The 25799-nt window shown below is 74.5% G+C and carries 18 protein-coding genes; 9 read left to right on the top strand and 9 right to left on the bottom strand.

Translation table 11 applies throughout. The features are described from left to right. Window positions 1-16: 16 nt before the first annotated feature. Window positions 17-1714, top strand: a complete 1698-nt coding sequence (locus WME98_RS08600; protein ID WP_437950832.1) for a hypothetical protein — start codon at window positions 17-19, stop codon at window positions 1712-1714. A gap of 257 nt (window positions 1715-1971) precedes the next feature. On the opposite strand, the gene WME98_RS08605 is transcribed toward WME98_RS08600, so the two are convergent. The 8 genes from WME98_RS08605 to WME98_RS08640 all read right to left on the bottom strand — a co-directional run bounded on the left by WME98_RS08605 (window position 1972) and on the right by WME98_RS08640 (window position 13339). Then, the gene (locus WME98_RS08605; RefSeq protein WP_437950833.1) at window positions 1972-3264 is read right to left on the bottom strand and encodes an aspartate kinase; all 1293 of its coding nucleotides are present in this window, start codon (window positions 3262-3264) and stop codon (window positions 1972-1974) included. 106 nt (window positions 3265-3370) lie between these two features. Then, window positions 3371-5983 carry a tetratricopeptide repeat protein gene (locus tag WME98_RS08610; protein WP_437950834.1) on the bottom strand — a complete coding sequence of 871 codons (2613 nt, stop codon included), beginning with the start codon at window positions 5981-5983 and terminating at the stop codon, window positions 3371-3373. Between the two features lie 222 nt (window positions 5984-6205). Beyond that, on the bottom strand, window positions 6206-6799 hold the full coding sequence (locus tag WME98_RS08615) for an MlaC/ttg2D family ABC transporter substrate-binding protein (protein ID WP_437950835.1): 594 nt from the start codon (window positions 6797-6799) through the stop codon (window positions 6206-6208). Window positions 6800-7170: 371 nt separating this feature from the next. Then, a complete protein-coding gene (locus tag WME98_RS08620; protein ID WP_437950836.1) occupies window positions 7171-8637 on the bottom strand; it encodes a sensor histidine kinase in 1467 nt (488 codons plus the stop codon). Further along, window positions 8637-9854, bottom strand: coding sequence for a type II secretion system F family protein (locus WME98_RS08625; protein ID WP_061624224.1), 1218 nt, complete (start codon window positions 9852-9854; stop codon window positions 8637-8639). Before WME98_RS08625 ends, WME98_RS08620 begins: the two co-directional genes overlap by 1 nt. Before the next feature lie 812 nt (window positions 9855-10666). Continuing rightward, window positions 10667-11131 carry a hypothetical protein gene (locus WME98_RS08630; protein ID WP_437950837.1) on the bottom strand — a complete coding sequence of 155 codons (465 nt, stop codon included), beginning with the start codon at window positions 11129-11131 and terminating at the stop codon, window positions 10667-10669. Further along, a complete protein-coding gene (locus tag WME98_RS08635) occupies window positions 11128-12318 on the bottom strand; it encodes an AAA family ATPase (protein ID WP_437950838.1) in 1191 nt (396 codons plus the stop codon). Before WME98_RS08635 ends, WME98_RS08630 begins: the two co-directional genes overlap by 4 nt. A 145-nt stretch (window positions 12319-12463) precedes the next feature. Then, window positions 12464-13339 carry a protein-L-isoaspartate O-methyltransferase family protein gene (locus WME98_RS08640; protein ID WP_437950839.1) on the bottom strand — a complete coding sequence of 292 codons (876 nt, stop codon included), beginning with the start codon at window positions 13337-13339 and terminating at the stop codon, window positions 12464-12466. A 131-nt stretch (window positions 13340-13470) separates the two neighbouring features. Between WME98_RS08640 and WME98_RS08645 the strand changes: the two genes are divergently transcribed. From WME98_RS08645 to WME98_RS08655, 3 genes are all read left to right on the top strand, one after another. Beyond that, entirely contained in the window at window positions 13471-14610 is a 1140-nt protein-coding gene (locus WME98_RS08645) for a serine hydrolase domain-containing protein (RefSeq protein WP_437950840.1), read from the top strand. 75 nt (window positions 14611-14685) lie between these two features. Then, window positions 14686-16788 (top strand): AarF/UbiB family protein, encoded by a 2103-nt coding sequence (locus WME98_RS08650; protein WP_437950841.1) that lies wholly within the window; start codon window positions 14686-14688, stop codon window positions 16786-16788. A 10-nt stretch (window positions 16789-16798) separates the two neighbouring features. Beyond that, window positions 16799-17320, top strand: coding sequence for a hypothetical protein (locus WME98_RS08655; protein ID WP_437332936.1), 522 nt, complete (start codon window positions 16799-16801; stop codon window positions 17318-17320). Between the two features lie 51 nt (window positions 17321-17371). On the opposite strand, the gene WME98_RS08660 is transcribed toward WME98_RS08655, so the two are convergent. Beyond that, complete coding sequence (locus WME98_RS08660) at window positions 17372-19969, bottom strand: protein kinase domain-containing protein (RefSeq protein ID WP_437950842.1); 2598 nt, start codon at window positions 19967-19969, stop codon at window positions 17372-17374. A gap of 158 nt (window positions 19970-20127) precedes the next feature. On the opposite strand from WME98_RS08660, the gene WME98_RS08665 reads away from it, so the two are divergent. The 5 genes from WME98_RS08665 (at window position 20128) to WME98_RS08685 (ending at window position 25798) form a co-directional block, all read left to right on the top strand. Beyond that, complete coding sequence (locus tag WME98_RS08665; RefSeq protein WP_437950843.1) at window positions 20128-20823, top strand: TIGR00266 family protein; 696 nt, start codon at window positions 20128-20130, stop codon at window positions 20821-20823. A 19-nt stretch (window positions 20824-20842) separates the two neighbouring features. Beyond that, the gene (locus WME98_RS08670; protein WP_061623585.1) at window positions 20843-21511 is read left to right on the top strand and encodes a TIGR00266 family protein; all 669 of its coding nucleotides are present in this window, start codon (window positions 20843-20845) and stop codon (window positions 21509-21511) included. 16 nt (window positions 21512-21527) lie between these two features. After that, window positions 21528-22214 (top strand): TIGR00266 family protein, encoded by a 687-nt coding sequence (locus WME98_RS08675; RefSeq protein ID WP_061623586.1) that lies wholly within the window; start codon window positions 21528-21530, stop codon window positions 22212-22214. A gap of 443 nt (window positions 22215-22657) precedes the next feature. Continuing rightward, window positions 22658-24175: an FHA domain-containing protein gene (locus WME98_RS08680; RefSeq protein WP_437950844.1), complete on the top strand. Its 1518-nt coding sequence runs from the start codon at window positions 22658-22660 to the stop codon at window positions 24173-24175. A 48-nt stretch (window positions 24176-24223) separates the two neighbouring features. After that, entirely contained in the window at window positions 24224-25798 is a 1575-nt protein-coding gene (locus tag WME98_RS08685; protein WP_437950845.1) for a GDSL-type esterase/lipase family protein, read from the top strand. Window position 25799: the final 1 nt, after the last annotated feature.

Consider the following 25799-nt stretch of genomic DNA (forward strand, 5'->3'; position numbering starts at 1 on the left):
CGCTACACTCCCGCCGATGTCAGCCTCACGAGACTGCAGCGAGCGAGCGGCGGACCCACGCGAGACGTGCCCGGCGCCGCAGCCGAAGACCGCCGTCGATGATGACGAGCGCGAGCACGACGAGCACGACGAGCACGACAACAAGCTGATCGATCTGCCGCCGCTCGGGCACGACGAGGACGAGGCGGCCGAGGAGACCTTCGAGGAGCTCCTGCAGACGCTCGACGACGCGGATCACGGGCTCGACGACGCGAACGCGAGCGACCTGGAGGTCGGCGTCGAGCTCGCCGTGGACGAGGGCGCGGCCGGGGAGGACGAGCCCGCGGAAGAGGGCATCGACGTGGGGGCGCTCCACGAGGGGATCGACGACGCCGACGCGGGCTCGTGGGTGTCCGACGAGGCCGCCGAGCACGACGACGCCGAGCACGACGACCTCGACGATCACGGCGAGGGGCACGACGACGGCGGCGCGGAAGGGACCGGGGAGGATCCGTCGAACGACGTCGACGAGCGCGAGCTGCCGGCGCTCGACGCGGATCAAGAAGGCACCTACGAGGGCGAGGATCTGCTCGCGGAGCTGCCCGACCTCGCCGACGACCAGGCGCCGGTCTGGGACGCGCAGCCGTGGACGGTGGTCGAGGGCGCCGGGGCAGCGGTCCCGTGCAGCACGCTCGCGGTGGCCGGCGGCTGCGTCGTGGCCGGGGGCGCCGGCGAAGGCCCCGCGCTGGCGAGCGAGCCGGCCGCGCGCGCGGGGGGCCGCTCCCGCCGCGCGGACCGGACGGGCGGCGATCGCGGGACCGTGCTCGTGGTCGACGCGGGAGCGCTGTCGGCGCGCCGCGCGGGCGTCGACACGTCGGCGTCCTCGATCGCGCTGTCGGACAGCGCGCTGCTCATCGCCACGCGCCGCGGCAACCTGCTGCTGAGCGACGACCGGGGGAAGACGGCGAGCGCGCTCGGGGCGTGGGGCTCGGGCGGGGCGCCGGTGACGCTCGCGACGACGCCGGGGCGGCTCTGGGTGCTGGCCGGCAAGACGCTGTGGTCGCCCGCGGCCGGCGCGGTCGCCGTCCCGCCGGAGGCCGGCTCCGCCGTGAGCGCGGGCTCGCCGCGCCGCGACGCCGCGATCGCGCCGCCGCGGGGCGCGCTGTCGCTGTCGCCGGGGCCCGCGCTGCGGGACGGCGTGCTCCGGATGAGCGCGAGCGAGGGGGTAATCGTGGCGCTCACGAGCGCGGCCGCGGGGCCGCAGCTCGAGCGGCTGCGCGGCGACGACGAGGGCTCGCCGGTCGTGCCGCTGTCCGGGGCGGCGCGGCGCGCGGCGGAGGCCGACGACGGTCGGCTCGCGGCGGCGGCGGGCGGGCGCTCGATCGCGCTGTCCGGCGCGGGGCTCCTGTGCGTGTCGCGCGACGGGGGCGAGACCTTCCGCGTGATCGAGGGGCTCCCCGCGGTGGTGGCGCTGGCGTTCGCGGGCGACCACAAGGCCTCGCCGCTGCTCGCGCTCGTCGCGCGCGAGGGCGAGCGCCGGGCGCAGCTCGTCCATGTGCCGTCGAACGCAGCGCCCACGATGGTCGCCGAGATCGGGGCGACGGGGCCTGGCGGGGGCGAGGAGGAGGCTGCGTCCGTGGGGGCGGCGGCGATCGCGTGGGATCCGTCGCGCGAGGTGGTGTGGGTCGCGTGCTGGGCGGGGCTCGTCGCGCTCACCAGGCAGCGGAAGCACTAGCTCGCCGAGATGCCCGGCCCCCGGAGAGGGACTAGCTCGCCGAGATGCCCGGCCCCCGGAGAGGGTGTTGTCGGCGCGGGGCAGGGGGGTGGGGCCCCGCCGAACTCGCCTGAGATGTGCGCCATCCGGCAAGCCGGATGACGCACATCTCAGGCTCAAACATCGGCCCATCCCCACCCCCTGCCCCGCGCCGACAACACCCTCCCCGGGGGCTTGCGGTGTACGGGGTCGAAGAGGTGGACGAGGTGGCTTGAGGTTCAGGGCGCGACGAACGTGGCGTGGAGCAGGCGCTGCGCGGGGGCGGCGTCGGCGGCGTCGACGAGGGCGCCGAGGCGCAGGGGGGACGCGACCGTGAAGCGGGGGGCAATGCCGGCACCGCCGAGGACCTCGATGAAGCGGGACAGCGGCGACGCCGTCGCGGTGAGGCCGTCGCCGACGACGCTGACAGAGGCCAGGCCCTCGTCGAGCTCGAGCGACGGCTGCAGCGCGATCAGCTGGCGCTTGGCTCCCTGCCAGTCGGGCACGTTGAGGAGCGGGATCACGAACGCCCCGCCGCCAGGGCCGAAGGAGAGATCACGGAAGCCCAGCCCGAGCTCGCCGGCCGCGCGGAGGAGCGCGTCGAGCCGGAGACCGCCGGGTGCCCGCGCGAGCACGACGTTGCCCTCGGCGACGATCGCGCGCGCCGCGTGCGTCGACGACGTCGAGCCGGGTGCGAACCGGCGCACCACCGTCTCCCGCGCGCCGGGGACGGCGTCGAACGTCGAGCGCGCATAGAGCGCCACGCCGGAGCGCCGCGCCCACTCGACCGCCTGGGCGCAGACGACCTTCGCGCCGCACTCGGCCATCTCCTGGAGCACCGCGCCGTCGAGCTCCGGCAGGTGACGCGCGTCCGGGACGACCCGGGGATCGGCCGAGTACACGCCGTCGACGTCGCTGTAGATCTCGCAGCGCTCGGCGCTCAGCGCCGCGGCGAGCGCCACCGCCGTCGTGTCGGAGCCGCCGCGGCCGAGCGTCGTGATCTCGCGGCGGTAGCTCATCCCCTGGTAGCCGGCGACGATCACGATGCGGCCGCGCGCGAGCTCGTCCTCGATCCGGAACGGGCGGACCTCGATGATGCGCGCGTCGAAGTGGCGATCGTTCGTGAGGATGCCGGACTGGGAGCCGGTGAACGAGATCGCCTCGAAACCACGGGCCTGGATGGCGATCGACAGGAGCGCCATCGAGACGCGCTCGCCGGTCGAGAGGAGCATGTCGAGCTCGCGCCGGGGAGGATCCGCGGCCGCGCCGCCGCCCGCGCTCGCCGCCTGCCGGGCGAGGGCGAGCAGGCCGTCGGTCGTCTTGCCCATCGCGCTGACCACGACGACGACGTCGTTGCCGGCGCGCCTCGCGGCGACGACGCGGTCGGCGACCTTGCCGATCTTGTCGACGTCGGCGACCGACGACCCGCCGTACTTCTGCACGATGATCGGACGGCCCGGCCTCGCGGGCGAGGCGCCCGGCTCGCGCGGCGAGCCCTCCTGCTGGACGCGGTTCGTCGGCTGCTCGGCCATGCTGCACCTCCAAGCGCTGCGCGCGCTGCGCAGGAGATCCGGCTATCACGGGCCCGGCGATCCGGCCAAGCGCGCGGCGCGCCCGGCGCGCGGCGCGCCGTCGCGTTCAGGGGAGCTCGGCGTGCAGCAGCATCTCGTAGAGCTCCGCCTCGGCGGCGCGCCCCTCGGCCCGCGCCCGCGCGGCGAGCCGCGCGAGCACGCCGCGCCGCCGCGGCGCGACCTCCTGGCGGGCGGCCTCATCCCCCTCCTCCAGGCGCGCCGAGAGCAGGGCGAGGAGATCCATATCGCGGCCGAGCCGCTCCAGCACGTCGGCGAGCGCCATCGCCACCCCGTGGTCGGTGGGATCGGCGCGGAGCCGATCCGCGAGCCGCTCGGCCAGGAGCTCGTCGTCGACACCGAACGCGCGGGCGAACGGCGCCTGCCCCTCCGCCAGCGTGACGCTGTTCGGGACGGGCGGCATGTCGGGCAGGTCGGTCGACGTGTCGCTGCTGTCGAACGTGGGCATCTCGTCGAGGAGCCCGGGATCGCGCGGCGCGATCGGCGGGGCCGGCGGCGGCGCGATCCGCGGCGCGGGGGCCGGCGCGATCGGCGCGGTCACGGCCGGCGTCCGGGCGATCGCGGCGGGCGCGATCGGCGGCGAAGGGGCCGGCGGCGGCGCGACCACCACGGGCTCGGGCGGGATCGAGCGCCGGCGAGGCGGCGCGGGGACGTGGACCTCGATCCGCTGCTCGGTGGCGTGGGGCCGAGGCGCCGGGCTCGGCCGCGCCCCGCGCGGGGGCGCCACCTGCGGCGCGAGCTCGCCCGAGACGCGGCGGAACGCGGCGGCGATCTCCGGATCGCGCGGGCGCAGGCGCAGCGCGAGGCCGAGGTGGCGCTGCGCGGCGAGGAGATCCCCGCGGGATCGCTCCTCGATCTCGGCGGCCTCGGCGAGCAGGGCCGCGACGGCGGCCGGGCCGCCGACGAGCGGCGAGCCCGCGCGCGCGGAGCCGGGGTCGGCGGCGCGGTCCTGGAGCGCGAGCTCCACCGCGTCGCGCAGCCGCCCGAGCGCGACCGACGCGCCCCCGAGATCGCCGAGCTCGGCGCACCAGCGGCCCTCGAGCAGCCGCGCCTCCAGCGACTCCGGCGCGCCGGGGGGGATCGCCCGCACGCGCGCGACCGCCGCGGGGAGATCGCCGGCGATCTCCGCGAGGCCGCGGCCGAGCTCGAGATCGAGCGCGCCAGCGGTCGCGCCGCTGCGCGCGGCGAGGACGCGCGCGCGGGCGAGGAGGTCGAGCGCGCGCCTCCCCTCCCCCGCCGCCCGCAGCGAGCGCGCGAGGCCCGCGACCACGTCGGGGCTCTCCGGCGCGTAACGGAGCGCCCGCTCGAAGAGCGCCCGCGCGTCGGCCGCGTGGCCCCGCGCGAGGAACGCCTCCGCGGCCCTGCGGGAGGCGGCGTGGCGCGCCTCGGCCCCGCGCGCGGCGGCCTCGAGGTGCTCGGCGTCCGCGAGCGCGCCGCGCACGTCGGCGACGTCGAGCCGCGCCTCGAGCCGCGCCCAGCGCAGCGCGTCGAGCCCGGGCGCGCGCGCGACGCCGAGGTTCAGCGCGTCGAGGCGCACGTCGAGGGCGTCCGCGAGCCTCGCCGCGCGCAGCCAGGTAAGCGCGGCGAGCGGGCCGTACGGCTCCGCGTGCGCGGCGCGCGCGAGCGCCGAGAAGGCGCCGTCGCGGTCGCCGACCGCCTCGAGGAGCGCGCCGCCGAGCAGGCCGGCGTCGACGGCGGGCATGGCGTCGACGACGGTCGAGAGCGCCCCCTCGGCGCGCTCGCCGGCCAGGAGGTCGATCCACGCGAGGCGCGCGGAGATCTCCGGGTGCCGCGGGGCGCGCTCCAGCGCGGCGAGGTAGACGCGGCGCGCGTCGTCGAGGCCGCTCGCGAGCGCGAGCTCGTCGGCGGCGCCCGCGAGCTCGGCCGCCTCGAGCGCCCGGAGCGCGCGATCGCCCAGCGCCGGAGGCGCCGCGTCGAGCGCGCCCTCGGCGCGGAAGCGGCCCGCCTCCGCGACGACCGACGCCCACTGCACCCCGGCCACCGCGGGCGCCCTCGCGCCGGCGGCGGGCAGGAGCAGGCGGACGACCCGCTCGATCGCGGCGTCCAGCACGATCGCGCCCTCGACGATGCGGCCGTGCGGGCCCGCCATCATCGAGAGCGCCTGGAGCGCGAGCGCGTGCGGCGGGGCCGCGAGGCCGACGCCGCGGGCGCGCTCCGGCAGGAGCCTGAGCGCGCGCTCGCCGGGCGCGACGGCGACGTCGAACGCGAGCGCCGCCTCGCCGGACCGCAGCGCGACGAGCGCGCCGTCCTCGATGGGCGCGATGATCAGCTGCGGCGCGCCGTCGCCGAGGAAGCCGCGCAGCCGCGGCGCGGCCCAGCCGGCGAGCTCGGTCCCCTGCGCCTCGACGACGAGCCGGGCGAGCTGGCCGCGCCGGTGCCGGAAGCGCGCGACCCCGCCGGAGAGGTCGACGGGAAACCGGATCCCGGCGAGCCGCACGACGAGCTCGGTGACGCGGAGCGGGCCGATCGCGAACGGCTCGCCGAGCTCGATCGCGAGCGCCCCCTTGCTGACCGCGAGCCGGAGGACGGGGCGATCGTCGGGCGGGCGCGGGGCCGCTCCGCCGCCGGGCGCGAGCGCGCGCAGCGACGGCGAAAGGCCCAGCGCGCGCGCCGACCGGCCGCGCCTCTGTCCAGCAGCCATACCCGCCAAGGCTATCAACCCCGCGGCAATTGAGGCGAGTTCACGGCAATCACGCCGGACGAAGGGGAACGCGACGGAGCGGGCGAGGCGCGGCCGGCCGCCCGGGAAGGGGCCGCGAGCGGCCGGAGGCGGCCGGTCTGCGCGGGCGCGCCGGCCGCGCGGCCGCACCGGCCGGTTGGCCGCGCCGGTCGCCGGCCGCGCCGGCCGGTCAGCGGTCGCGCGTCAGACGTCGCCCTTGGCGAGCTTGTCCTTCATCTTCTGGACGAGCGCCGGGAACCCGTCCTTCTTGATAATCTTCGTGAACTGCGCCCGGTAGCTCCCCACCAGGCTGACGCCCTCGGTGATGATGTCCCGCACGAGCCAGGTGCCCCCCTTCTCGGAGAGCTTGAAGGCGATCTCGACCGGCTCCTCGCGCGCGTCCTTCTTGGAGACGGCCCTCGTCTTGACCGTCATGACGCCGGCGCTCTCGGTCTCGCTCGTGTACTCGATGTTGAAGTCGAGCGTCTTCTTCAGGTTGCGCTCGTAAGCCTTGCGCACGAGCTGCTTGAGCAGCTCGGTGAACTGCTTCTTCTCGGCGTCGGTCCGGGCGGCCCACTCGCTGCCGAGCGAGCTCTCCGCCAGCGCCGAGTAGTCGAGCATCTCGTCGAAGATCGCGCCGACCTTCTTCTGGTTGTCGGCCCCTCCCTTCTTCAGGAGGTCGAACAGGACCGTCTGCTTGGCCTTGACCACGTCCGTCGCCGGCCCGGCGTTCGCGAGGCCCACCTGGCCGAGCGTGAGCGCGAGCAGCGAGAACGTCGCCGCGAAGAGATGGTTCATCCTGCGTGTCACGTATGGTTCTCCTTCTGTACCTGCGAGCTGCGCGCGAGCCTCGGTCGCCTGCGCTGCTCGCCCTCGTTCTAGTCGTTCTACGCACGAGGCAAGCGGCCTGCCACGTCGGACGGGGCCCGCGCCGGCGCGGTCACGTCCGGTCCGTGCTCTCCATGAACACCGCGAAACCACAGGGCAATCCGCCGGCGCTGGGCCGCTGTCCAGGGGCAGACGACGGTCTCCGCGGGCTATTCACGCCCGGGGGCGGGCTCCGCCGCAATCTCCCGCGGAGCGCCCGGGGCGCGGCGCGCGGGGGAGCGTGAACGGAGCGCCACGCGCCCGGTGTGACGCGCGGCGAGCGCGGCGGCGGGGCCCCCGCGTCAGCCCGCCGGGCGGGATCGCGGGGCGAGCTGCGCGCCGGCCGCGGCGTCCGCGCGGCGCTCCGGCTCGCCGGCCGCGAGCGGGCCGACCGGGACCCGCACCCGGAACGCGGTGCCCTCGCCCTCGCGGCTGTCGACCTCGATCCCGAAGCCGTGATCGTCGAGGATCCGCTTCACCACCGCCAGGCCGATGCCCATGCCGTGCGTGCGGGTCGTGAAGAACGCGTCGAAGAGGCGATCGCGGGCGCCCGCCGGGATGCCCCGCCCCTGATCGCGGATCTCCAGCAGCCAGGCGCCCGCGTCGCGCCAGAGGCGCACGGTCACGACCGCGCCCGCCGAGCTCGCCTGGATCGCGTTCCGCACGAGGTTCCAGACGACCTGGCGCATCTGCGCGGCGTCGGCGCTCACGGGCGCCGACGGCGGCCCCTCGAAGCGGACCTCGACGTCGCCGCCCCGGCCCGAGCGCCCCGCGAGCACGACGACGTCGCGGGCCGTCGCCGACAGGTCCACGGCCTCGAGCGCCGGCACCCGCGGGCGCGACAGATCGAGCATGTCGCCCACGAGGTCGTTCAGGCGCGCCGTCTCGCGCTCGATGATCTCGCAGAGCTTCCGGTCCTCGTCGGACAGCGTCCCGCCCGTGCGCAGGAGCTCGATGGAGCCCGCGATCGAGCCGAGCGGGTTCCGGATCTCGTGGGCCAGCCCCGCGGCGAGGCGGCCCAGCGCCGCGAGCCGCTCGGCCTGCTCCGCCCGCGCCGTCGCCTGCACGAGCCGGCCGCCGGTCGCGCGCAGCCGCTCCGCCAGGTAGCTCGCGAGCAGCGTGACCACCACGATCGCGAGCAGGTTGACGAACATGGGGTACCGGAGCTCGTCCCACTGCGTCACATACGCGCCGGAGGGCTGGTCGGGCGGCACGCCGAGCAGGTGCAGCCCGAGCGCGGCGCACAGGAGCAGGTACGCCGCCGCCCCGGACGCGGCGGCGACGATCGCGCCGGGGACGCCGAGGAGGATCGCCCCCGTCAGGCAGGTGAGGCCGTAGAGCGACGTGGCGCCGCTCGTGGCCCCGCCGGTGATGTACACGAGCGCGGTCCAGGTGATCTGGTCGGTGACGAGCTGCGCCCGGGCGATCCCGCGGAGGGCGCGCTGCATGCGCAGGAACACCGCGTAGATGCCGGAGACGCCGTACGCCGCGGCGACCGTCACGAGCGCGACGATGCTGGAGAAGCCCCCGGGGGTGAAGCCGCGGAGGTACACCGCCGCGGTCACGACGAGGAAGACCGTGAGCACGGCGAGGCGCAGCGCGATGAGCCAGGTGAGCCGGCTCGCGAGCGGCGCCTCGGCGCCGCCGGGAGCGCCGGGCGGGAGCGGCGACGCGACCGGCGCCGGCGCCGGCGGCGGCCCGGCCCCGACCTCGTCCGGCCGCGCCACGGCCTCGCCGCCGGGGTCCGCCGGGGAGGCCGCGGGCGACATCACTCCGCCTTGATCTTGCCGGCGAGATCGAAGATCGGCAGGTACATCGAGATGAGGACGACGCCGACCATGCTGCCGACGACGACCATGAGGAGCGGCTCGAGCAGCGACGTCAGCGCGGAGACGGCGACGTCGACCTCCTCCTCGTAGAAGTCGGCGATCTTGTTCAGCATCGTGTCGAGCGCGCCGGTCTGCTCGCCGACGGCGACCATCTGCACGACCATGCCGGGGAAGACCTGCATCTCGCCGAGCGGCTCGGCCATGTTCTTCCCCTCGGAGATCTTCTGGCGCGAGTACATGAGGCCCTCCTCGACGACGACGTTGCCCGCCGTCTTCGCGACGATGTCGAGCGCGTCGAGGATGGGCACGCCGGAGCCGAGGAGCGTGCCGAGCGTGCGCGAGAACCGCGCCACGGCGATCTTCTGCATGACGGGGCCGAGGATCGGGAGCCGGAGCACGAGGCGGTGCACCATCCGCTTGCCGGACGGCGAGCGGTAGAAGTAGGTCCCGCCGACGATGGCGGCGACGGTCAGCACGGCGATGAGCGGCAGGTAGGTGACGAACGCCTTCGAGGTCGCGATGACGATCTTCGTGAGCTGCGGGAGCGCGTCCTTCGCCCCGAACTCCGCGAACATCGTCTCGAAGGACGGGATGACGAACGACATCAGCACGACCATGACGACGATCATGATCACGATGACGGCGATCGGGTACGCGAGCGCGCCGCGCACCTGGCGCGCGAGCTTCACGCGCTTCTCGATGTAGATCGCGAGCCGGTTCAGGATGCTGTCGAGGATGCCGCCCACCTCGCCGGCCTGGACGAGGTTGACGAACAGGTCGTCGAAGATCTTCGGGTGGCGCCGGAGCGCGTCGCTGAACGTGGCGCCCTGCTCGACCGTGTTCTTGATGTCGCGCAGCGCCGCCTGGAAGATCTTGTTCGGCTCCTGGTTCGAGAGGATCTCGAGGCACTGGACCAGCGGGAGGCCCGCGTCGATCATCGTCGCGAACTGGCGGATGAACTTGACGAGGTCCTTGGCCTCGACGCCCGAGCCGAAGCTCAGGCTGATGTTGAGCGCGGCGCCCTTCTTCTTGACGCGGGTCGGGCTCAGCTGCTGAGCGCGGAGGCGGTTCTGCACCGCCGCCTCGTTCTCGGCCTCCATCGTGCCCTTCCGGATCTCTCCGGTGCGGCCGCGCGCCTCCCAAACGAACTCCGCCATAGTGCTTCCGGTCTTCTCCCTGGGTCCACGGCGGGCCGAGCCGACGCGCCGGGGCGGCCCCGCCTCCGGGGAACGCCAGGATAAAGTTCGGCGAGGCCGGGGGTCAAAGACGGTGGGGCTTTCTCTGATCCAGGGGGCGCGGGGGTGGTGCGACGTGGGACGCGGGGCGCGGGACGGAGACGGGGACGCGGATGCGGATGCGGAGGGAGCGCGATCCCGAGACGCACGCGCCGGCGGGGGTCTCCGCGCGGCGGGGGCGGGTGGGCGCTCGGCCATCCGCCAAGACGGGAGCGTGGGCGCTTACGCCGAGAACACCGCCCGGCATGTCTCACTTCGGGCCATGCCTCCTGGGACGTTTCGTCGCGCGCCACACAAGGCGCGCCTGAGACGCAGAGCCCCCTGAAACCTTATGGCACCTCGTTCGGTGCTCGCCGCGCCCACCCGCCCCCGCCGCGCGGAGACCCCCGCCGGCGCTCACCGCAAGGCCGGAAGACGGCGGATTCGATGAGCCACGAGGCGCCGAACGCTGGCACGGACCGTCACAGCTCGCACCCGGACACGGAAGTGTGTCATCCGGACGCGAAAGAGCGCCATCTGGACAGGGAGGTGTGTCATCTGGACAGGGAGGTGTGTCATCTGGACAGGGAGGTGTGTCATCTGGACAGGGAGGTGTGTCATCTGGACATGCTGCGGGTCGAACCGGACGACACAGCCCTCGGGGCTATGGCCGTGCGGCGGCTCCCGTGGTCGAGGCGACGGAGCATCGGGTCCGGAAGCGCAACGAGCGCCCCGCGGCCGAGGACAGGGGCATCTCAGCCGCGTTCCACGATCGGCACGAGATGCTCGCGCAACTCGCGCACGAAGCGAGCGAGGCCGCACGCTCCACCATGCGCCTCGAGACGTTCGAGGGGAACGTCGGCCCAGCGCACGAGGGCATCCCGCCCGGTCGTGGTCAGCACCGCGAGGACCCGCTTGACGTCCTTACGATCCGCTTCGTTCTTCGAGGTGAGCTGCTCCGGCTTCGTGCAGGGGTCGAAGTGGAGCTCGCCGCGAAGGGCCGCATGCCGCTTGCGCTCTCGGTCGTCCTCGGGGATCCACGCTGCAATCAGCCGCCAGCTCCGGCACGGGGAAAGGCCGTCCTCCATCGACGCCCGACACCCCTCGAAGGTCTCCGCCACCCAGGAGATCTCGTCGATGAGCACCCGGTCCACGAGGGTCTGGACGATCCGTACGTCGCCGGCGCTCTCGGCGGCGACTCCCAGGGCGACAGCGCTCACCCCACGCCCTCGCTCACCCACCCCTCATCGACGAGGCTCCACAACTCACCCGGACGAAGGTAGGCGCCCCGCTTCTGCGACGTCGGATGCTCGTCGAGCCGACGCAGCGCCGAGCCGCGCGCTCCAGCGCGACTCATGACGATCACCTCCTGCACGCGCAGCTCGTCGAGGAGGAACGGCGAGTGGCTCGTCGCCACGATCTGCAGGTGAGGCGTGGTGTCGAGCACGCCACGGAGGTGCGCGACGAGCTTGCGCTGCGCGACCGGGTGCAGCGCCTTGTCCAGATCGTCGAGCAGGACGAGGCGCGGCGCGTCGAAGCGCACGACCGTGATGAGGCCGAGGGCGAGCAGCGTCCCCTCGGAGAGCTGACCGGCAGGCACCCACCCCAGCCCTTCCCACTCGACCTCGAAGCGGGCGCCGGTGACGTCGCGCGATTGTTCGGTCCAGAAGTCCTGACCATCGACGGAAATCCGATGTGTTTCCCGACGCTTGAGGCGAGCGGGGAGCGCGCGGATGCGCCGCGCGCCGGGGACGATGGTCGCCAGATCGTGCTCGATGGCTTCCAGCGTTCCGTCTCGCAGCCCCTGCACGTATTGCAGCACGGAAGCCAGACCCTCACCGTCGTGGCCGACGCCTGGAATCTCCTCTTCGGAGTAGTGCTCGGCGGCGAGCGTCTCGGCGTGCAGCTTGAGCCGGACGACCGATCCGAGCTTCGCCTCGCGGGGGCCTCGAAAGAAGAGCCGTTCTTCCTCCTGGTCGCCGCTGGGCAGACGGAGCTCCGTCTCCTGCCCTTCCTTGCCGAACCACAGGTGGAACCGCTCAGGTTCCGGCTCCTCCTTCGCGGCCCCTGCGCGGATACCGAACCGCCTGCCGTCCGCCAGGACGGCTTCCAGCGCGAGCTCGGTGGCGTCCGGCTTCGCGACAAGGTCTTCCACCGCGCGTTTGCTCCAGAAGGGCGACCCCGGACGGAGGGTCGCGGGCTTCGCGGCGGCAAGCTGGAGCAGGTAGTGCATCCCCTCCAGCACGGTGCTCTTGCCCACGGCGTTCGGGCCGACCAGCACGTTGAGCGGACCGAGAGGCAGCCTCACGTCGCGAAGCAGCTTGAAATTCTTGAAGTGCGCTTCCGTCAGCATCGCCGCTCTCTCGTTAACCCGAGCTTGGGGCCGGGTACAGGAGCCTCCCCGCACCGCTGCGGCGCGGCGCCGTGAACCAGGGGGCGCGCATGGCCAGCCTCCGATAGCCCCGGGGCGCACACCCGCGCGCGATGCGCCGGCGGACGCGGGCCGGCCCGCCGCCGGCGGCCGCGCTCACCGGCTTCGCCCAGCGAGCTGCCTACCCGCGACCGCGCTCCGCCACGTAGCGGACCGCGCCGTGCACCTCGCGGAGGAGCGCGCCCTGCCGGCGCTCGACCCGCATGAGCTCCTGGTGGCCCTCCCACGCGCCGACCGGCGCGACCAGGACGCCGCCGTCGGCCAGCCGCTCCTCGAGCGCGGCGGGGGGCTCGATCAGCGCGTAGGTCACCGCGACCTTCCAGGGGCGCTCCGACGGCATCGCCCGCCCGGACGCGAGCACGCGCTCGGCGAGCGAACGCCCGTCGCCGCACAGCAGCGCGACGCTCGCGCCCTCGTCGGACGGACCGGCGCCGCTGCCCGCGAGCGCCGCGTCGTCGCCATGGCGATCCGGCCGCGCGCCGAGGAGCCGCGCCGCGCGCGCGTGCAGGGCAGGATCGATCTCGATCGAGGCGACGTGCCCGGCCGGGCCGACGATGCGCCGCGCGAGCGCCGCCCCGTAGCCCGTGCCGGTGCCCAGCTCGAGCACGCGATCGCCCGGCGCGAGGCCGAGCAGGCTGAACGTGAGCAGGTACGCGTGCGGCGCGCTCACGGTCGCGTGCCCGGCCCGGTCGAGCGGCAGCGGCGTGTCGTCCGCGGAGGCCGCGAGATCCTCCGGGAGGACGAAGCGCTCGCGCGGCACGAGCAGGATCGCGTCGAGGTAGTGCGCGGGGAACTCGAAGCGGCGCGCGAGCTCGGCCACGAGCGGCGCGCGCGCCACGCGCCCAGCCTCGGCGAGCTCGACGTCGAACGCGATCGCGGCGTCGAGCTGCTCGGGGACCGGCGCCCAGCGATCGGGCCGGCGATCGTCGTACCTCGCCGCGAGCGCGGCGAGCGACGCAACGGCGGCGCGTGATTCGGTGCTCGAGGGAGAGTTCACCGCGAGATCCTGAAGCAGGACCGGCCGCGCCGCTCGATCTTTCGAGGAACGTTCCGCGTTTCCCCGAGCCCGGTCCAGCCCGCCTCCAGAGCGCGTTTGACAGGGGCGCACACCCCTCCTCATCCTCGGCCATGGCCCTCGTCGACCTCACGCCGATCGCTGCGCTCGCGGTCGAAGAACACCGCGCCGCGCCCTGCGCCTGCGTCGCCGCCGCCGTGCGCACACGGGACAACGTCCGGTACGGATCGGGCGCGGCCGGACGGCTGTGGTTCGAGGACAGCCCGCCGGCGGGCGCGGGCGGCGCGCCGCCCGCGGCGACGATGGACGCGATCTTCGACCTCGCGTCGGTGACGAAGCCGTTCACCGCGCTGGCGTTCGCCCGGCTCGTTCGCGCCGGCAAGGCGAGGTACGACGAGCCGCTCGGAGAGGTGCTGCCCGAGCTCGCCGGCACGCGATCGGCGCGCGTGCCGCTCGAGCTCCTCGCCGCGCACCGCGCCGGGCTCGAGGCGCACCGCACGCTCCACCCGCCGGACGACAGCGCGCCGATCGATCCCCTCGAGGCGCTGCGCGCCTGCGCGGACGGGCGCCGCGAAGGGTGCGCGGGCGATCCGCCCGAGGGCGGGTTCCCGCCGGTGTACAGCGACCTCGGGTACCTGCTCCTCGGCGCCGCGGTCGCGCGGCGCGGCGAGGCCGAGCTCGACGAGGTCGTCGCGCGCGAGGTGACCGGCCCCCTCGGGCTCGCGGTCGCGCCGGCCCGCGCGCTCGGGCGCCGCGATCCGCGGTTCGACGAGCGCGTCGCGCCCACCGAGGACGTGGCGTTCCGCGGGGGCGTGATCCGCGGCGCGGTGCACGACGACAACGCCTGGACGATCGCGCAGGGCGGGATGGCCGGGCACGCGGGCCTCTTCGGCGACGCGATGTCCGTGGCGCGGCTCGGGGTGGCGCTGCTCGAGGCGCTCGCGGGCGAGCGGCCGGAGTGGCTCTCGCGCGACGAGGTCCGGCGGCTGATCGAGCCGCGGCCAGGCGGGTCGCTGCGCGCCGGGTTCGACGGCAAGAGCGGCGAGAGGCCGAGCGCAGGCGCCCGCTTCGGCCCGCGGACCTTCGGCCACCTCGGCTTCACCGGGACGAGCCTCTGGATCGACCCGGACGCCGAGCTCGTCGGCGCGCTGCTCACGAACCGCGTCCACCCGACGCGCGCCTCCGACGCGATCCGCCGCGCGCGACCCGCGGTCTACGACGCGATCGCGGAGGCCATGGCGGTCGCGCGATGACGCGACGAGGGCATGGCGCGCCGCATCGAGCCCGCGTGTTCGCGGGCTGACGCCGAGCGATGCTAGGCTGCCGCGGTGTCACACGGCGCCGCCCCGGAACAGCAGGGCCCGTCCCCCGGGTTGCTTCGCTCGCCCACCGAGCCCGCGCGCGCGCCCGGCGAGCTGCGCCCCGGCGCGATCCATCGGGAGCCCGACGGCGCCACGCCGATGCCGCCCGACGGCACGGCCACCACGTCGACGCCGCCCGAGGGCGCGGCCACCGCATCGACGCCGCCCGACGGCGCGGCCACCGCGTCGACGCCGCCCGACGGCGCGGCCACCGCGTCGATGCCGCCCGACGGCGCGACCACCGCGTCGATGCCGCCCGACGGCGCGGCCACCGCGTCGAGGCCGCCCGACGGCGCGACCACCGCGTCGAGGCCGCCCGACGGCGCGGCGACGTCGAGGCCGCCCGATGCTGTCGGCGCCGCGCCCGCGGCCCTCGAGCCGGCGCGGCGCCCCGCGGCGGCGCCCCGCTCGTTCCGGCAGAACGCCGCGCAGAGCGGCCGCTTCGTCCGCGCCTACCTGACGACGTTCACCGTCATCGCGAGCTACCTCTGGTTCTTCTTCCTGCGCCGCCTCCTCGGCGACGCGTGGGCGCAGGGCCGCGTGGACGAGGTCCACGCGAGGAACGCCCGCCGCATCGAGCGCACGATCGTCGAGCTCCAGGGCCTCTTCATCAAGGTCGGCCAGATGCTCAGCATCATGGCGAACTTCCTCCCCGCGACGCTGCGCGCGGGGCTCGAGGGGCTCCAGGACCAGGTGCCGCCGCGCCCCTACGAGGAGATCGAGGCGCGCATCGCCGAGGAGCTCGGGCGCCCCATCGACAAGGTCTTCGCCCGCTTCCACCGCGAGCCGCTCGCGAGCGCGTCGCTCGGCCAGGTCCACGAGGCGTGGCTCATGGACGGCACCCGCGTCGCCGTGAAGGTCCAGCACCGCGACATCGACGAGATCGTCCGCCTCGACCTGCTCACCATCCGCCGCATCATGGCGATCGTCGCGAAGTTCGTCCCCGTGCAGGGGCTCGACGCCTACTACCACCAGATCCGCTCGATGATCCTGGAGGAGCTCGACTTCGTACGCGAGGCCAGGAACATCGTGCGCATCGCCGACAACTTCGCGAAGCAGCCGCAGGTCCGCTTCCCCCGGCCCATCGAGCCCTACTGCACGCGGCGCGTGATGACGACGACGTTCGTCGAGGGGATCAAGGTCGGCGACGTCGCGGCCCTCGAGGCGCACGGCGTCGACCGCAAGGCGCTCGCCCGGCACATCGTGCAGGTCTTCTGCCAGCAGATCTTCATCGACGGCATCTACCACGCGGATCCGCACCCGGGGAACATGCTGGTCGGGCCGAACGGGGAGCTCATCCTGCTCGACTTCGGCGCGGTCGCCGAGCTCTCCCAGGAGATGCGCGAGGGCATCCCCGAGTTCCTCGAGGCCGTGATCCGCCGCGACACCGAGGGGATCATCAAGGCGCTGCGCAAGATGCGCTTCTTCTCGCGCCGCGACACCGTCGACGTCAGCGAGAAGGTCGTCGAGTTCTTCCACCAGCGCTTCCAGGACGAGGTGAAGCTCGAGTCCTTCAACCTGAAGGACATCAAGCTCGACCCGCAGAAGGGCATCGAGAGCCTCATCGACCTCAGGCGCATGAACATCGGCCTGAAGGAGCTCTCCGGCGCGTTCCACGTGCCGCGCGACTTCGTGCTGCTCGAGCGCACCCTGCTCCTGCTCACCGGCGTCTGCACGCAGCTCGATCCGGACCTCAACCCCATGGATGTCGTGCGCCCGTACCTGCAGGACTTCGTCCTCGGCAGCCGCGACTGGGCGCAGATCGCCCTCGACGCGGCGAAGGACATGGGGATCAAGGCGCTGACGATCCCGGACGACCTGCGCAAGTACCTCACGCGCGCCAACCGCGGCGAGGCCGAGGTGAAGATCCGCGGCCTCGCCCAGGCCGCGTCGCTCGTGTACACGGGGGTGCGCCAGCTCATCTACGCGGCGCTCGCGATCGCCGCGGGCTTCGCGGGGCTAGAGCTCTACCTCGCTGGCCACGCGGCGCTCGCGCGCTATTGCCTCTACGGCGCCGCGGCGGCCGGCGCGCTGCTCGCGGGGAGCATCCTGTTCACGAACCGAGGTTGACGACAACGCTATGAGCTCGATCGATCTGTCGCAGTACGAGGCCGAGATCGCGGCCGCCGAGGCCGAGATCACGCGGATCAGGGAGGCGAACGCGGAGCTCGCCGAGGCGTACCGCGGCGACCCGGGGGAGGACGCGCGCGAGATCCTCCGCCGCGGAGCCGCGTCGCTCGCCGCCGCACGCGACCGCCTCGAGGCGGCGCGCGTGGCGCTGACGCTCGCGCGGACGACCGGCTCGCCGCACGGGCTGCTCGCGCGCGAGGGGGTCGTCACGGGCTCGGTGGCCGTCGCCATCCCCGCCGGCTCGTCGAGCGGCGAGCGGTCCCGGCTCATCGACGCGGCGCTGTCGGCCGAGCTCACGAGCGCGGCGCGCCAGCTCGGGGTCGTGCTCGCCGCCCCGGCGGCGCGCTACACGCGGGAGCGGCCCGGGCGCGACGCGGAGGGGCGCACCCTCCTCGACGTCGCCGGGCACGTCGAGGGCGACGTGCTGATGCCCGCCGTCTCCCGCGGCGCCAAGAGCGCGCGCAGGGGCTGAGCGGCGAGCTGGGCGGCGAGCTGGGCGCCGATCGCGCGCGGCCCGCGGCGCTCAGGCCCTGAACGCGGCGACGACCGCCGCGGCGCGCTCCTCGACGCGCGCGCGGAGCGGGGCGAAGCGCGCGGAGGACCGCGCGCGATCGAGCACCGCGCAGCGCTGCATCCAGAGGGCGTCGAAGAGCCCCGCCTCCACCGCGCCCGCGAGCGTGCGGAAGAGCGCGTCGTCCTCGCCGAGGAAGGCGAGGATCTCCGCCTCCATCTGGAGGAAGAGCGGGCGCAGGCGGCTGCCCGGCTCCGAGCCGTCCGACTTCGCGCGCAAGTACGCCCGCTGCTCGTCCGAGAGCCGCGACGTCGCGAGCACGTCGCGGTAGATGCGCGCGTACTGGACCGGGACGTTCTCCGCCGACGGCGGCAAGAGGTCGTCGATGGGGTACGGGGCGCCGCGCCACAGCCCGAACCGGGCGCGCATGATCGCCTTGTGGAAGCGGCTCGACGGGTCCTCCGCGGGCGTGTCGAGCAGCACGCCGGCCCCCGCCCAGTCGCCGACCAGCGCCCGGCCGCGCGCGAGCTCCCAGCGCGGGAACAGCTCGCCCGGGTCCAGCGACAGCGCCGTGTCGAGCCGGAAGACCGCCTCGTCGACGAGCCCCGCCTCGAGGAGGATGCGGCCGAGCAGCTCGTGCGCCTTGGCCAGGCTCGGCGCGCGCTGGAGCGCCTTGCGCAGCGCCGGCACGGCGCCGATGGGGTCGCTCGCGCTGAAGCGGACCGTCGCGAGCGCCACCCACGGCTCGCCGAGCGAGGGGGCGAGCGCGATCGACCGCTCGGCCGCCTGCTGCGCCTTCGCGAGCTGCGCCCTGCCGTCGCCCTGCGCGGCCATCAGCCGCGCCGAGGCGATGGCGTAGCCGGAGAGGATGCTCGGGTCGTTCGGAGAGAAGGACAGCGCCTCCTCGAAGAGCGACACGGCCGGCGCGGCGTCGCCGTACCAGAGGTGCCGCAGCTGGTGGCGGGCGCGCAGGTACAGGTCGATCGCGCGCGGGTCGCTCGGCGCCTCGCGCTCGCGGCTGGCGGCGTCGACGGTGAGCGCCCCGGCGATGGCGCTCGCCGCGTCGTCGCTCACCGCGAGCAGCGCCTCGGGCGAGCTGTCGAACCGCTTCGCCCAGAGCTGGAACCCGTCCTCGACGCTGATGACGCGCGCGGTCACGCGCACGCCCGCCGGCGGCAGGCGCGAGCCCGGCCGCGAGTACGGCGCCGACGGCTGCGAGCGCGGCGCGTCGTGCCCGTAGCCGCCGCCGGTGCGGCGGAGCGACCCCTCGACCACGACCTGCACGCCGAGCTCGCGGCCGATGTCCCGCGGGTCGCGGCCGTCGAGCCGCACCCGGGACACCGCGGCGCGCGGCCGCACCTTGAGGCCGGCCGTCATCGAGAGGGTGTCGGTGAGATCCTCGGTGAAGCCGTCGGCGAGGTACTCGTCGTCCGGGGCGCCGACGTTGCGGAACGGGAGCACGGCGACCGTCTTCAGCCCCGGCGAGGACGCGGACGAGGGCGGCGACGTGGGCGTCGGCGTGGGCGCGGGCGCCGACAGCGTCGGCGACATGAGCCGCGGCTGCGGCGCGGTGACCGCCTCGACCGACGCGGCGACGCGGGTCGGGTTCTGCTCGATCGGCTGCGGCGCGGTCGGCGCGGCCGTGGCCGCGGACGCGGCGATCACCGAGGCGAGCGACTGCGCCGGCTGCGGGGCGATCGACACCCGCGAGCGCGCGAGCAGGAGCGCGCGGTGGGCCTCGGCCGCGCTCGCGTAGCGATCCTCGCGGCGCGTCGCCATGCACCGCAGGACGACGTCCGCGACGGCGAGGGGCACGTCCGGACGGACCGAGCGCGGATCCGGCGGCGGGGACCTGAGCCGGGCCATCGCGGCCGCGATCGCGCCGGCGCCCGGCCAGGCGCGCCGGTGGGTCAGGCACTCGAAGAGGATCATGCCGAGCGCGTAGATGTCGGTGCGCGCGTCGATGTCGGGCTCGCCGGTCAGCTGCTCCGGCGACATGTACGCGGGGGAGCCGAGCACGAAGCCGGACGACTCGCCGGCGCTCGGCCCCGACGAGGTGCGGGCGATGCCGAAGTCGGTGATCACGACCCGCCCGCCCCTGTCGAGGAGCACGTTCTCGGGCTTGAGGTCGCGGTGCACGATGCCGGCCGCGTGCGCGGCGCCGAGCCCGTCGCACAGGGCGCAGCCGATGCCGATGACCTGCTGCGCCGGCATCGGGCCCGTCCGCGCGAGCACGCTGTGCAGCGACTCGCCGTCGACGCACTCCATCGTGAGGAACTTCTCGCCCTCGTGGTCGCCGAAGTCGAACGTCCGCGCGACGTTCCGGTGCGTCACGCGGCGCGCGAGCTTCACCTCCTGCCGGAAGCGCTCGAGCATCCCGGCCGAGTCGGCGAGATCGCGCCGCAGCATCTTGAGGGCGACCACCTCGTCGAGCTCGAGGTCGCGGACGCGATAGACGCTGCCCATGCCGCCGGTGCCGAGCAGGCCGAGGATCTCGTAGCGCCCGGCGATGCGCTGGGGCGCGGCGACGAAGCCGGACCCCTGGCCCTGCTCGCTGCGCGGCTCGGTGCGGGGCGTCGGCTCGGAGGCCGTAAGTCGCCTGTCGCTCACGCGCTCAGTCTACCCACGCCGAAGGGTAGAAGTCAGCGCGAGCGAGCCGCTGGACAGAAAACATGAAATACGCCGCGCCGGCTCACCTCGACACACCTTCTTCCCGCTTCCGCTCCCGCCGTGGGTCCGTTATATGTACGTGCCCCGCGGGTAGACGAATGCAGCATCGCACCAAGCATGAGCCGTCGTCCGCGCTGCTGGAGGTCAGCCTCGATCCGGGCGAGGCGCTGCTCGCGGAGGCGGGCGCGATGGTCGCGCGCTCGCCGAGCCTGCGCACGGTCGTCCGGCTCAACGCCGGCCGCGGCGCCGGGCTCTTCGGGCGGCTCAAGGCGCTAGTCGTCGCGCTGCTCCGGAAGCTCGCGGGCGGCGAGACGTTCTTCGTGAACCACATCGAGGCGCCGGAGGGCGGGTGGGTGTGGCTCGCCCCGCCGCTCAGCGGCCGCGTCAAGCACGTCCCCCTCCGCGGGGAGACGATGCTCTTCAGCGCCGGCTCCTACCTCGCGAGCGCGGGCGACATCGACGTGAAGGTGCGCTGGGGTGGGCTGCGCGCCGTCCTCGCGCGCGAGGGCGTCTTCTTCATCGAGGCCTCCGGCGTCGGCGATCTCTGGATCACGAGCTACGGCGCGATCGAGGAGCTCCCCTGCGACGGGTCGCTCATCGTGGACAGCGGGCACCTCGTCGGGTTCGACGCGTCGCTCGCGCTCAAGATCAGGAGCCCTGGCGGGGGGCTCATGGGCCTCATGGTCTCCGGCGAAGGCGTGGTGTGCGAGTTCACCGGCCGCGGCCGCGTGCTGATCCAGTCGCGCAGCGCCGGCGCGCTCGTGGGGTGGCTCGCGCCGCTGCTCCCGCCCTGAGGGGCGACGGAGACGTCCGATGCAGGTGAATCTCCTCTACCGTCCCTCCCAGGCCCTCGCGCAGTGCTGGCTCGCGCCGGGCGAGCACGTGATCGCCGAGAGCGGCGCGCTCGTGGGCATGTCGACCAACGTGCGGGTGGAGACGCAGTCGGGCGGCATCATGTCGGGCCTGAAGCGGATGCTGGCCGGAGAGTCGTTCTACCGGAACTCGTTCATCGCGGAGGGCGGCCACGCAGAGGTGCTGTTCGCGACGCCGCTGTCCGGGGACATGGCGGTGCTCGAGGTGGGCGACAGGCAATGGTGCGTCCAGAGCAGCGCCTATGTCGCGTCCAGCCCGGAGGTCGACGTGAAGACGCGCTCGGGCGGCCTGCGCGGCTTCTTCTCGGGAGCGGGGCTCTTCGCCCTCGAGACGGCCGGGCAAGGTCAGATGATCATCGGCGCCTTCGGCGCGCTCGAGGAGCTCCCGGTGAGAGGCCACGTCGTCATCGACACGGGCCACCTCGCAGCGTGGGAGTCGACGCTCTCGTGCCGGATCGGCAAGAACACGTCGACGTGGCTCGGCACGTGGCTCTCGGGCGAGGGGCTCGTCTGCCACGTCGAGGGCAGCGGCAGCCTGTGGGTCCAGTCGCGCAACGCCGGCCGGTACGGCGCGGCGATCGGCGCGCGGCTCGCCCCGCGGCAACCCTAGAGACCGAGGGGACGGCGTGCGCGACGAGATCCGAGACAACCCCGAGTTCGGCGTCCTCCACGTGACCTTCGAGCACGCCGGCGAGCAGATCATCGCCGAGAGCGGCGCGATGGTCGCGCGCGACGCGGCCATCGACATGAAGACGAGCCTGCAAGGCGGGCTCGCCAGCGCGCTCAAGCGCAGGCTGACGGCCGGAGAGAGCCTCTTCCAGAACACGTTCACGGCGACCGCGCCCATGCAGTCCATGCGGCTCGCGCCGGCGCCCGAGGGGTCGATCGAGCGCATCATCCTGCGCTCGGGGATGGAGGTCTTCCTCCAGTCGGGCGCCTATCTCGCCTCCACGCCCGGCATCACGCTCGACACGAAGTGGCAGGGGGCCAAGGGCTTCTTCGCCGGCGGCCTGTCGCTCCTGCGGGCCTACGGCGAGGGGCTGATCTGGTTCTCGAGCTACGGCGGTATCCACGCGATCGACGTCGGCCGCGAGCACCAGGGATATATCTGCGACAACACACACCTGCTCGCGTTCACCGAGGGCCTGCGGTATCAGGTGCGCAAGCTGGCCGGCCTGAAGGGCCTGTTCCTGTCCGGCGAGGGGCTCGTCTGCGAGCTCCAGGGCCACGGGCGGCTCTGGCTGCAGACCCGGAACCCGGGGGCGCTGTCGGCGTTCCTCCACCCGTTTCGGCCCGTGGGAGGCGGCCATTAGCCCGCTGCGCGCCGCGCCGAGCGCGGACCCGGGGCGGAACGCCGCGCGGCCGCGACGTTCCGCCGCGGCTGTGCGCGGGCGCGGCGACGCCGCTTGCGGGCGCGGCGACGCCGCTTGCGGGCGCGGCGACGCCGCGTCCAGCCGGCGGCGCGCGGCGCACGGCGGCTCTCGGCGCCTGCGAGCGCGCCCTCGCCCGCGCGCCCGCCTGCTGGCCCGCCGGGTTCTTGCCCGGCGCCGTCGGCCGCCGGCCGCCGGAGGCCGGCGAAACGCCGCGGTCCCGGCCGCTCGCCATCGGCCGACGCGCCGTCATTGCCTTCCCGGAGGCGGACTCGCTAAAGTAGTCCGGCCTCGAAGAGGAGGCTCGCACGGCGAGCGGCGGATGCCACCGATCCACAGCGGCTCGCGGGGCGAGCCTGGCGTCGCCTGAATGCCCCGAACCCGCTATGTGGAAGCTGACGATCGAGGATGACGAGGGGAAACAGACGGGGCTCCCCCTCGCCCATGAGGAGTATGCGCTCGGGCGCGGAGAGTCGAACTCGATCCGGCTGACCGACCGCAACGTCTCGCGGCGCCACGCGACGCTGGTCAAGAACGGCCAGGGCTGGATCATCCGCGATCTCGAGAGCTACAACGGCACGTTCGTCAACGGCGGCCGCGTCACCGGCGAGCAGCACCTGCGCCACGGCGACCTCGTGCAGCTCGGCGACTACCGCATCGAGATCGTCGATGAGGCGCTCTCGTCCGCGGTGACGAGCCCGACGCCGCCGCCCGGCAGCCGCAGCACCGCGCACCTGCCGCTCCACACCCGCCCGAACCGGCTCGTCATGGTCGTCGGCCCGACGCCCGGCGCGGAGTTCCCGCTCGACGGGGAGCGCTTCACCATCGGGCGCTCCGAGGACGCGACGATCTCGATCAACCACAGCTCCGTGAGCCGCCTGCACGCGGAGCTCATCAGCCTGGGCAACGGCCGCTACGAGGTCGTCGACAAGCAGAGCGCCAACGGCGTGCGCATCAACGGCGTCGAGCTGAAGCGCGGGCTGCTCGAGGCGGGCGACGCGCTCGAGCTCGGCGACGTGCGGCTCCGCTTCGTCGCCGCCGGCAAGATCTTTCGCGCCGGACCGGACGGCGGCGGCGCCTCGGCGGGCGTGTACGGGAGCGTGGCGCCCGCGGTGCAGTCGTCCCGCTCGCTCGGCGGGGCGAGCAAGGCGGTGGGGATCCTCCTCGCGGTGGCGGTGATCCTCGCCATCGCCGTGGTCGCGGTCACCCGCGCGCGCTCGCAGGGGCCGGCGGCGCCCGAGCCGGACGCGCGGCCCGCGACGCCGGAGGTCGGGGGGAACGACGCGCAGATCCTCGACGCGGCGCACGAGCACCTCCGCGCGGGGAACATCGACGCCGCGCACCGGAAGCTGCAGGAGATCGCCGAGACGGCGCCGGCCCGGGAGACGCAGCGCTTCCGGGAGATCGAGGAGCGCTGGGCGGAGGGGATGTTCCAGCAGGTCGAGCGGGCCGCGACGAAGAGCGAGAAGCTCTCGCTGCTCAACGAGATCGCGAAGACCCCGGGCGTCCCGACGGCGCTCCGCGAGCGGGTGGCCGAGATGCGGCGGCAGGTCGACCCCGAGGCGCCGCCCGAGCCGGAGCCCGCGCCGCAGGGCGCGCCGCAGATGTCCTGGTCCCCGCAGCAGCACGCGCACACGCCCACGCCCGCGCCGCCGGCCTCCTCGACGCCCAGCGCCGCGGGCACCGGGGCCCCGCAGGCGAGCGCTCCGCTCGACTCGAGCTCGTACCCGGCGCAGCGAAAGGCGCTCGAGCCGAAGGTCTGGGGCGGGCGCGCGTCGGCCAGCGAGATCAAGCTGCTGCGCGCGATCTGCATCCACCAGGGCGACATGAGCTGCCGCGACAGGGCGACCGCGGCCCTGGACAAGCTGGAGAAGCGCAACGCTCCTCCGGACGCCGGCCTCTGAGCGGGGACGCCGTCGCAGAGCGCCCCCTCCTCTCCCGTCCGCGCATCGATGATGTCCACGAGCAGCACCAGCGCCCACGAGCCGGCCGTCCACGGGCCTTCCGATCGCGAGCCGGCCGACCACGGCGCTCCCCCGCCCGGCGGCGCGCCGCCCGCGGGAGGCGCGCCGGCGGGCTCGCCGCCGCGGAACGGGCTCGTCTCGCCGGCGGCCGGCGCGCTGGCCACGCTCGCGCTGCTCGTGCTCTTGCCCTACGCGCACCCGCGCCTCTCGCGGCTGCGGCTGCTCACGCCGCTGCCCGAGGGCGAGGGGCTCGTCGTGGTCCCGGCGCCGGCGCCCGTCGCGTCGGTCGGGGAGACGACGCTCGCCACGGAGACCACCGAGCAGGCCGAGCTGCGCCAGCCCGAGGAGGTCGCGCTGCCGCCCGCGGCCGCCGAGCTCGTGCCGGCCGCGGTCGCCTCCGAGGGGAAGCCGCCGCGCCCGATCGAGGACCCGAGCGGCAAGGCGATGACGCCGTTCTTCCGCGCGCTCGCCGCGGTGGAGCGCAAGGCGCCGGGGTCGATCGCGCGCGTCACCTACTTCGGCGACTCCATCGTGGCGAGCGACTTCGTGACCGCGACGCTGCGGCGCAAGCTGCAGAAGCGGTTCGGCGACGCGGGCCACGGGTTCATGCTGATGGCCAACGCATGGCCTGGATATTTCCACAACGACGTGGTGCGCTCCGCCGGCCCGGGCTGGCAGGTGAGCCGCGTCGTCGGCCCGTTCGCCAAGGACGGGCTGTACGGGCTCGGGGGCGTGTCGTTCCGCTCGCAGGGCGCGGGGGTGTTCTCGCGCTTCGCGACCGCGGAGACCGGGAGCTACGGGCGCGCGGTGTCGCGGTTCGCCGTCGATTACCTGAAGCACCCCGACGGCGGGCGGATGGAGATCAAGATCGACGGCGAGAGCCGCGAGACGATCGACACGCGGGCCGACGCGACCAGCTCGGCGATCGCGACCTACGAGGTGCCCGACGGGCCGCACGCGCTCGAGGTGTGGGCGCGCGGGCCGGGGGTGCGCGCGTTCGGGGTCTGGATGGAGCGGGACACGCCGGGGGTGGTGCTCGACGCGATCGGCATCCAGGGCTGCCGCATCCGCTTCCTCGACAAGAGCGACGACGCCCACTTCGCCGAGCAGCTGCGCGCGCGGAACCCGTCGTTGACGGTGTTCCAGTACGGCATGAACGAGAGCGAGGACGGCGAGCTGTTCCCGCTCGATCAGGTCGAGTCGACGATGAAGGCGGTGCTCGATCAGGTGAAAGCGGCGCTGCCCGAGTCGTCGTGCCTGCTCGTCGGCCCGATGGACCGCGCCGACAAGAAGGGCGAGGTTTACCGGAGCCGGCCGGTGATCCCGAAGCTCGCGGCGATCCAGCGCCGGGTGGCCGGGCAGGTCGGGTGCGGCTACTTCGACACGTTCGGCGCGATGGGCGGCTCCGGCTCGATGGGGGTGTGGGTCCAGCGGGGGCTCGGCGGCGCCGATCTCGCGCACCCGTCGGGCGCGGGGGCCGAGGTGATCGGCCGCTGGGTGTACCTGGCCCTGATGGAGGCCTACGAGGCCTGGAAGGCGGAGGCGGCGGCGGGCCGGCCCTGAG

Origin of the sequence: Sorangium sp. So ce296, from assembly GCF_051529605.1 — a bacterium.
GTDB classification, from domain to species: Bacteria; Myxococcota_A; Polyangia; order Polyangiales; family Polyangiaceae; genus Sorangium; species Sorangium cellulosum_D.

Bases quoted from the DNA above. Each gene is read 5' to 3' on its own strand.
- WME98_RS08685 (WP_437950845.1), top strand. From the start codon at position 24,224: ATGATGTCCACGAGCAGCACCAGCGCCCACGAGCCGGCCGTCCACGGG.
- WME98_RS08665 (WP_437950843.1), top strand. From the start codon at position 20,128: ATGCAGCATCGCACCAAGCATGAGCCGTCGTCCGCGCTGCTGGAGGTC.
- WME98_RS08645 (WP_437950840.1), top strand. From the start codon at position 13,471: ATGGCCCTCGTCGACCTCACGCCGATCGCTGCGCTCGCGGTCGAAGAA.
- WME98_RS08610 (WP_437950834.1), bottom strand. From the start codon at position 5,983: ATGGCTGCTGGACAGAGGCGCGGCCGGTCGGCGCGCGCGCTGGGCCTT.
- WME98_RS08670 (WP_061623585.1), top strand. From the start codon at position 20,843: ATGCAGGTGAATCTCCTCTACCGTCCCTCCCAGGCCCTCGCGCAGTGC.
- WME98_RS08605 (WP_437950833.1), bottom strand. From the start codon at position 3,264: ATGGCCGAGCAGCCGACGAACCGCGTCCAGCAGGAGGGCTCGCCGCGC.
- WME98_RS08680 (WP_437950844.1), top strand. From the start codon at position 22,658: ATGTGGAAGCTGACGATCGAGGATGACGAGGGGAAACAGACGGGGCTC.
- WME98_RS08625 (WP_061624224.1), bottom strand. From the start codon at position 9,854: ATGGCGGAGTTCGTTTGGGAGGCGCGCGGCCGCACCGGAGAGATCCGG.
- WME98_RS08655 (WP_437332936.1), top strand. From the start codon at position 16,799: ATGAGCTCGATCGATCTGTCGCAGTACGAGGCCGAGATCGCGGCCGCC.
- WME98_RS08620 (WP_437950836.1), bottom strand. From the start codon at position 8,637: ATGTCGCCCGCGGCCTCCCCGGCGGACCCCGGCGGCGAGGCCGTGGCG.
- WME98_RS08615 (WP_437950835.1), bottom strand. From the start codon at position 6,799: ATGAACCATCTCTTCGCGGCGACGTTCTCGCTGCTCGCGCTCACGCTC.
- WME98_RS08600 (WP_437950832.1), top strand. From the start codon at position 17: ATGTCAGCCTCACGAGACTGCAGCGAGCGAGCGGCGGACCCACGCGAG.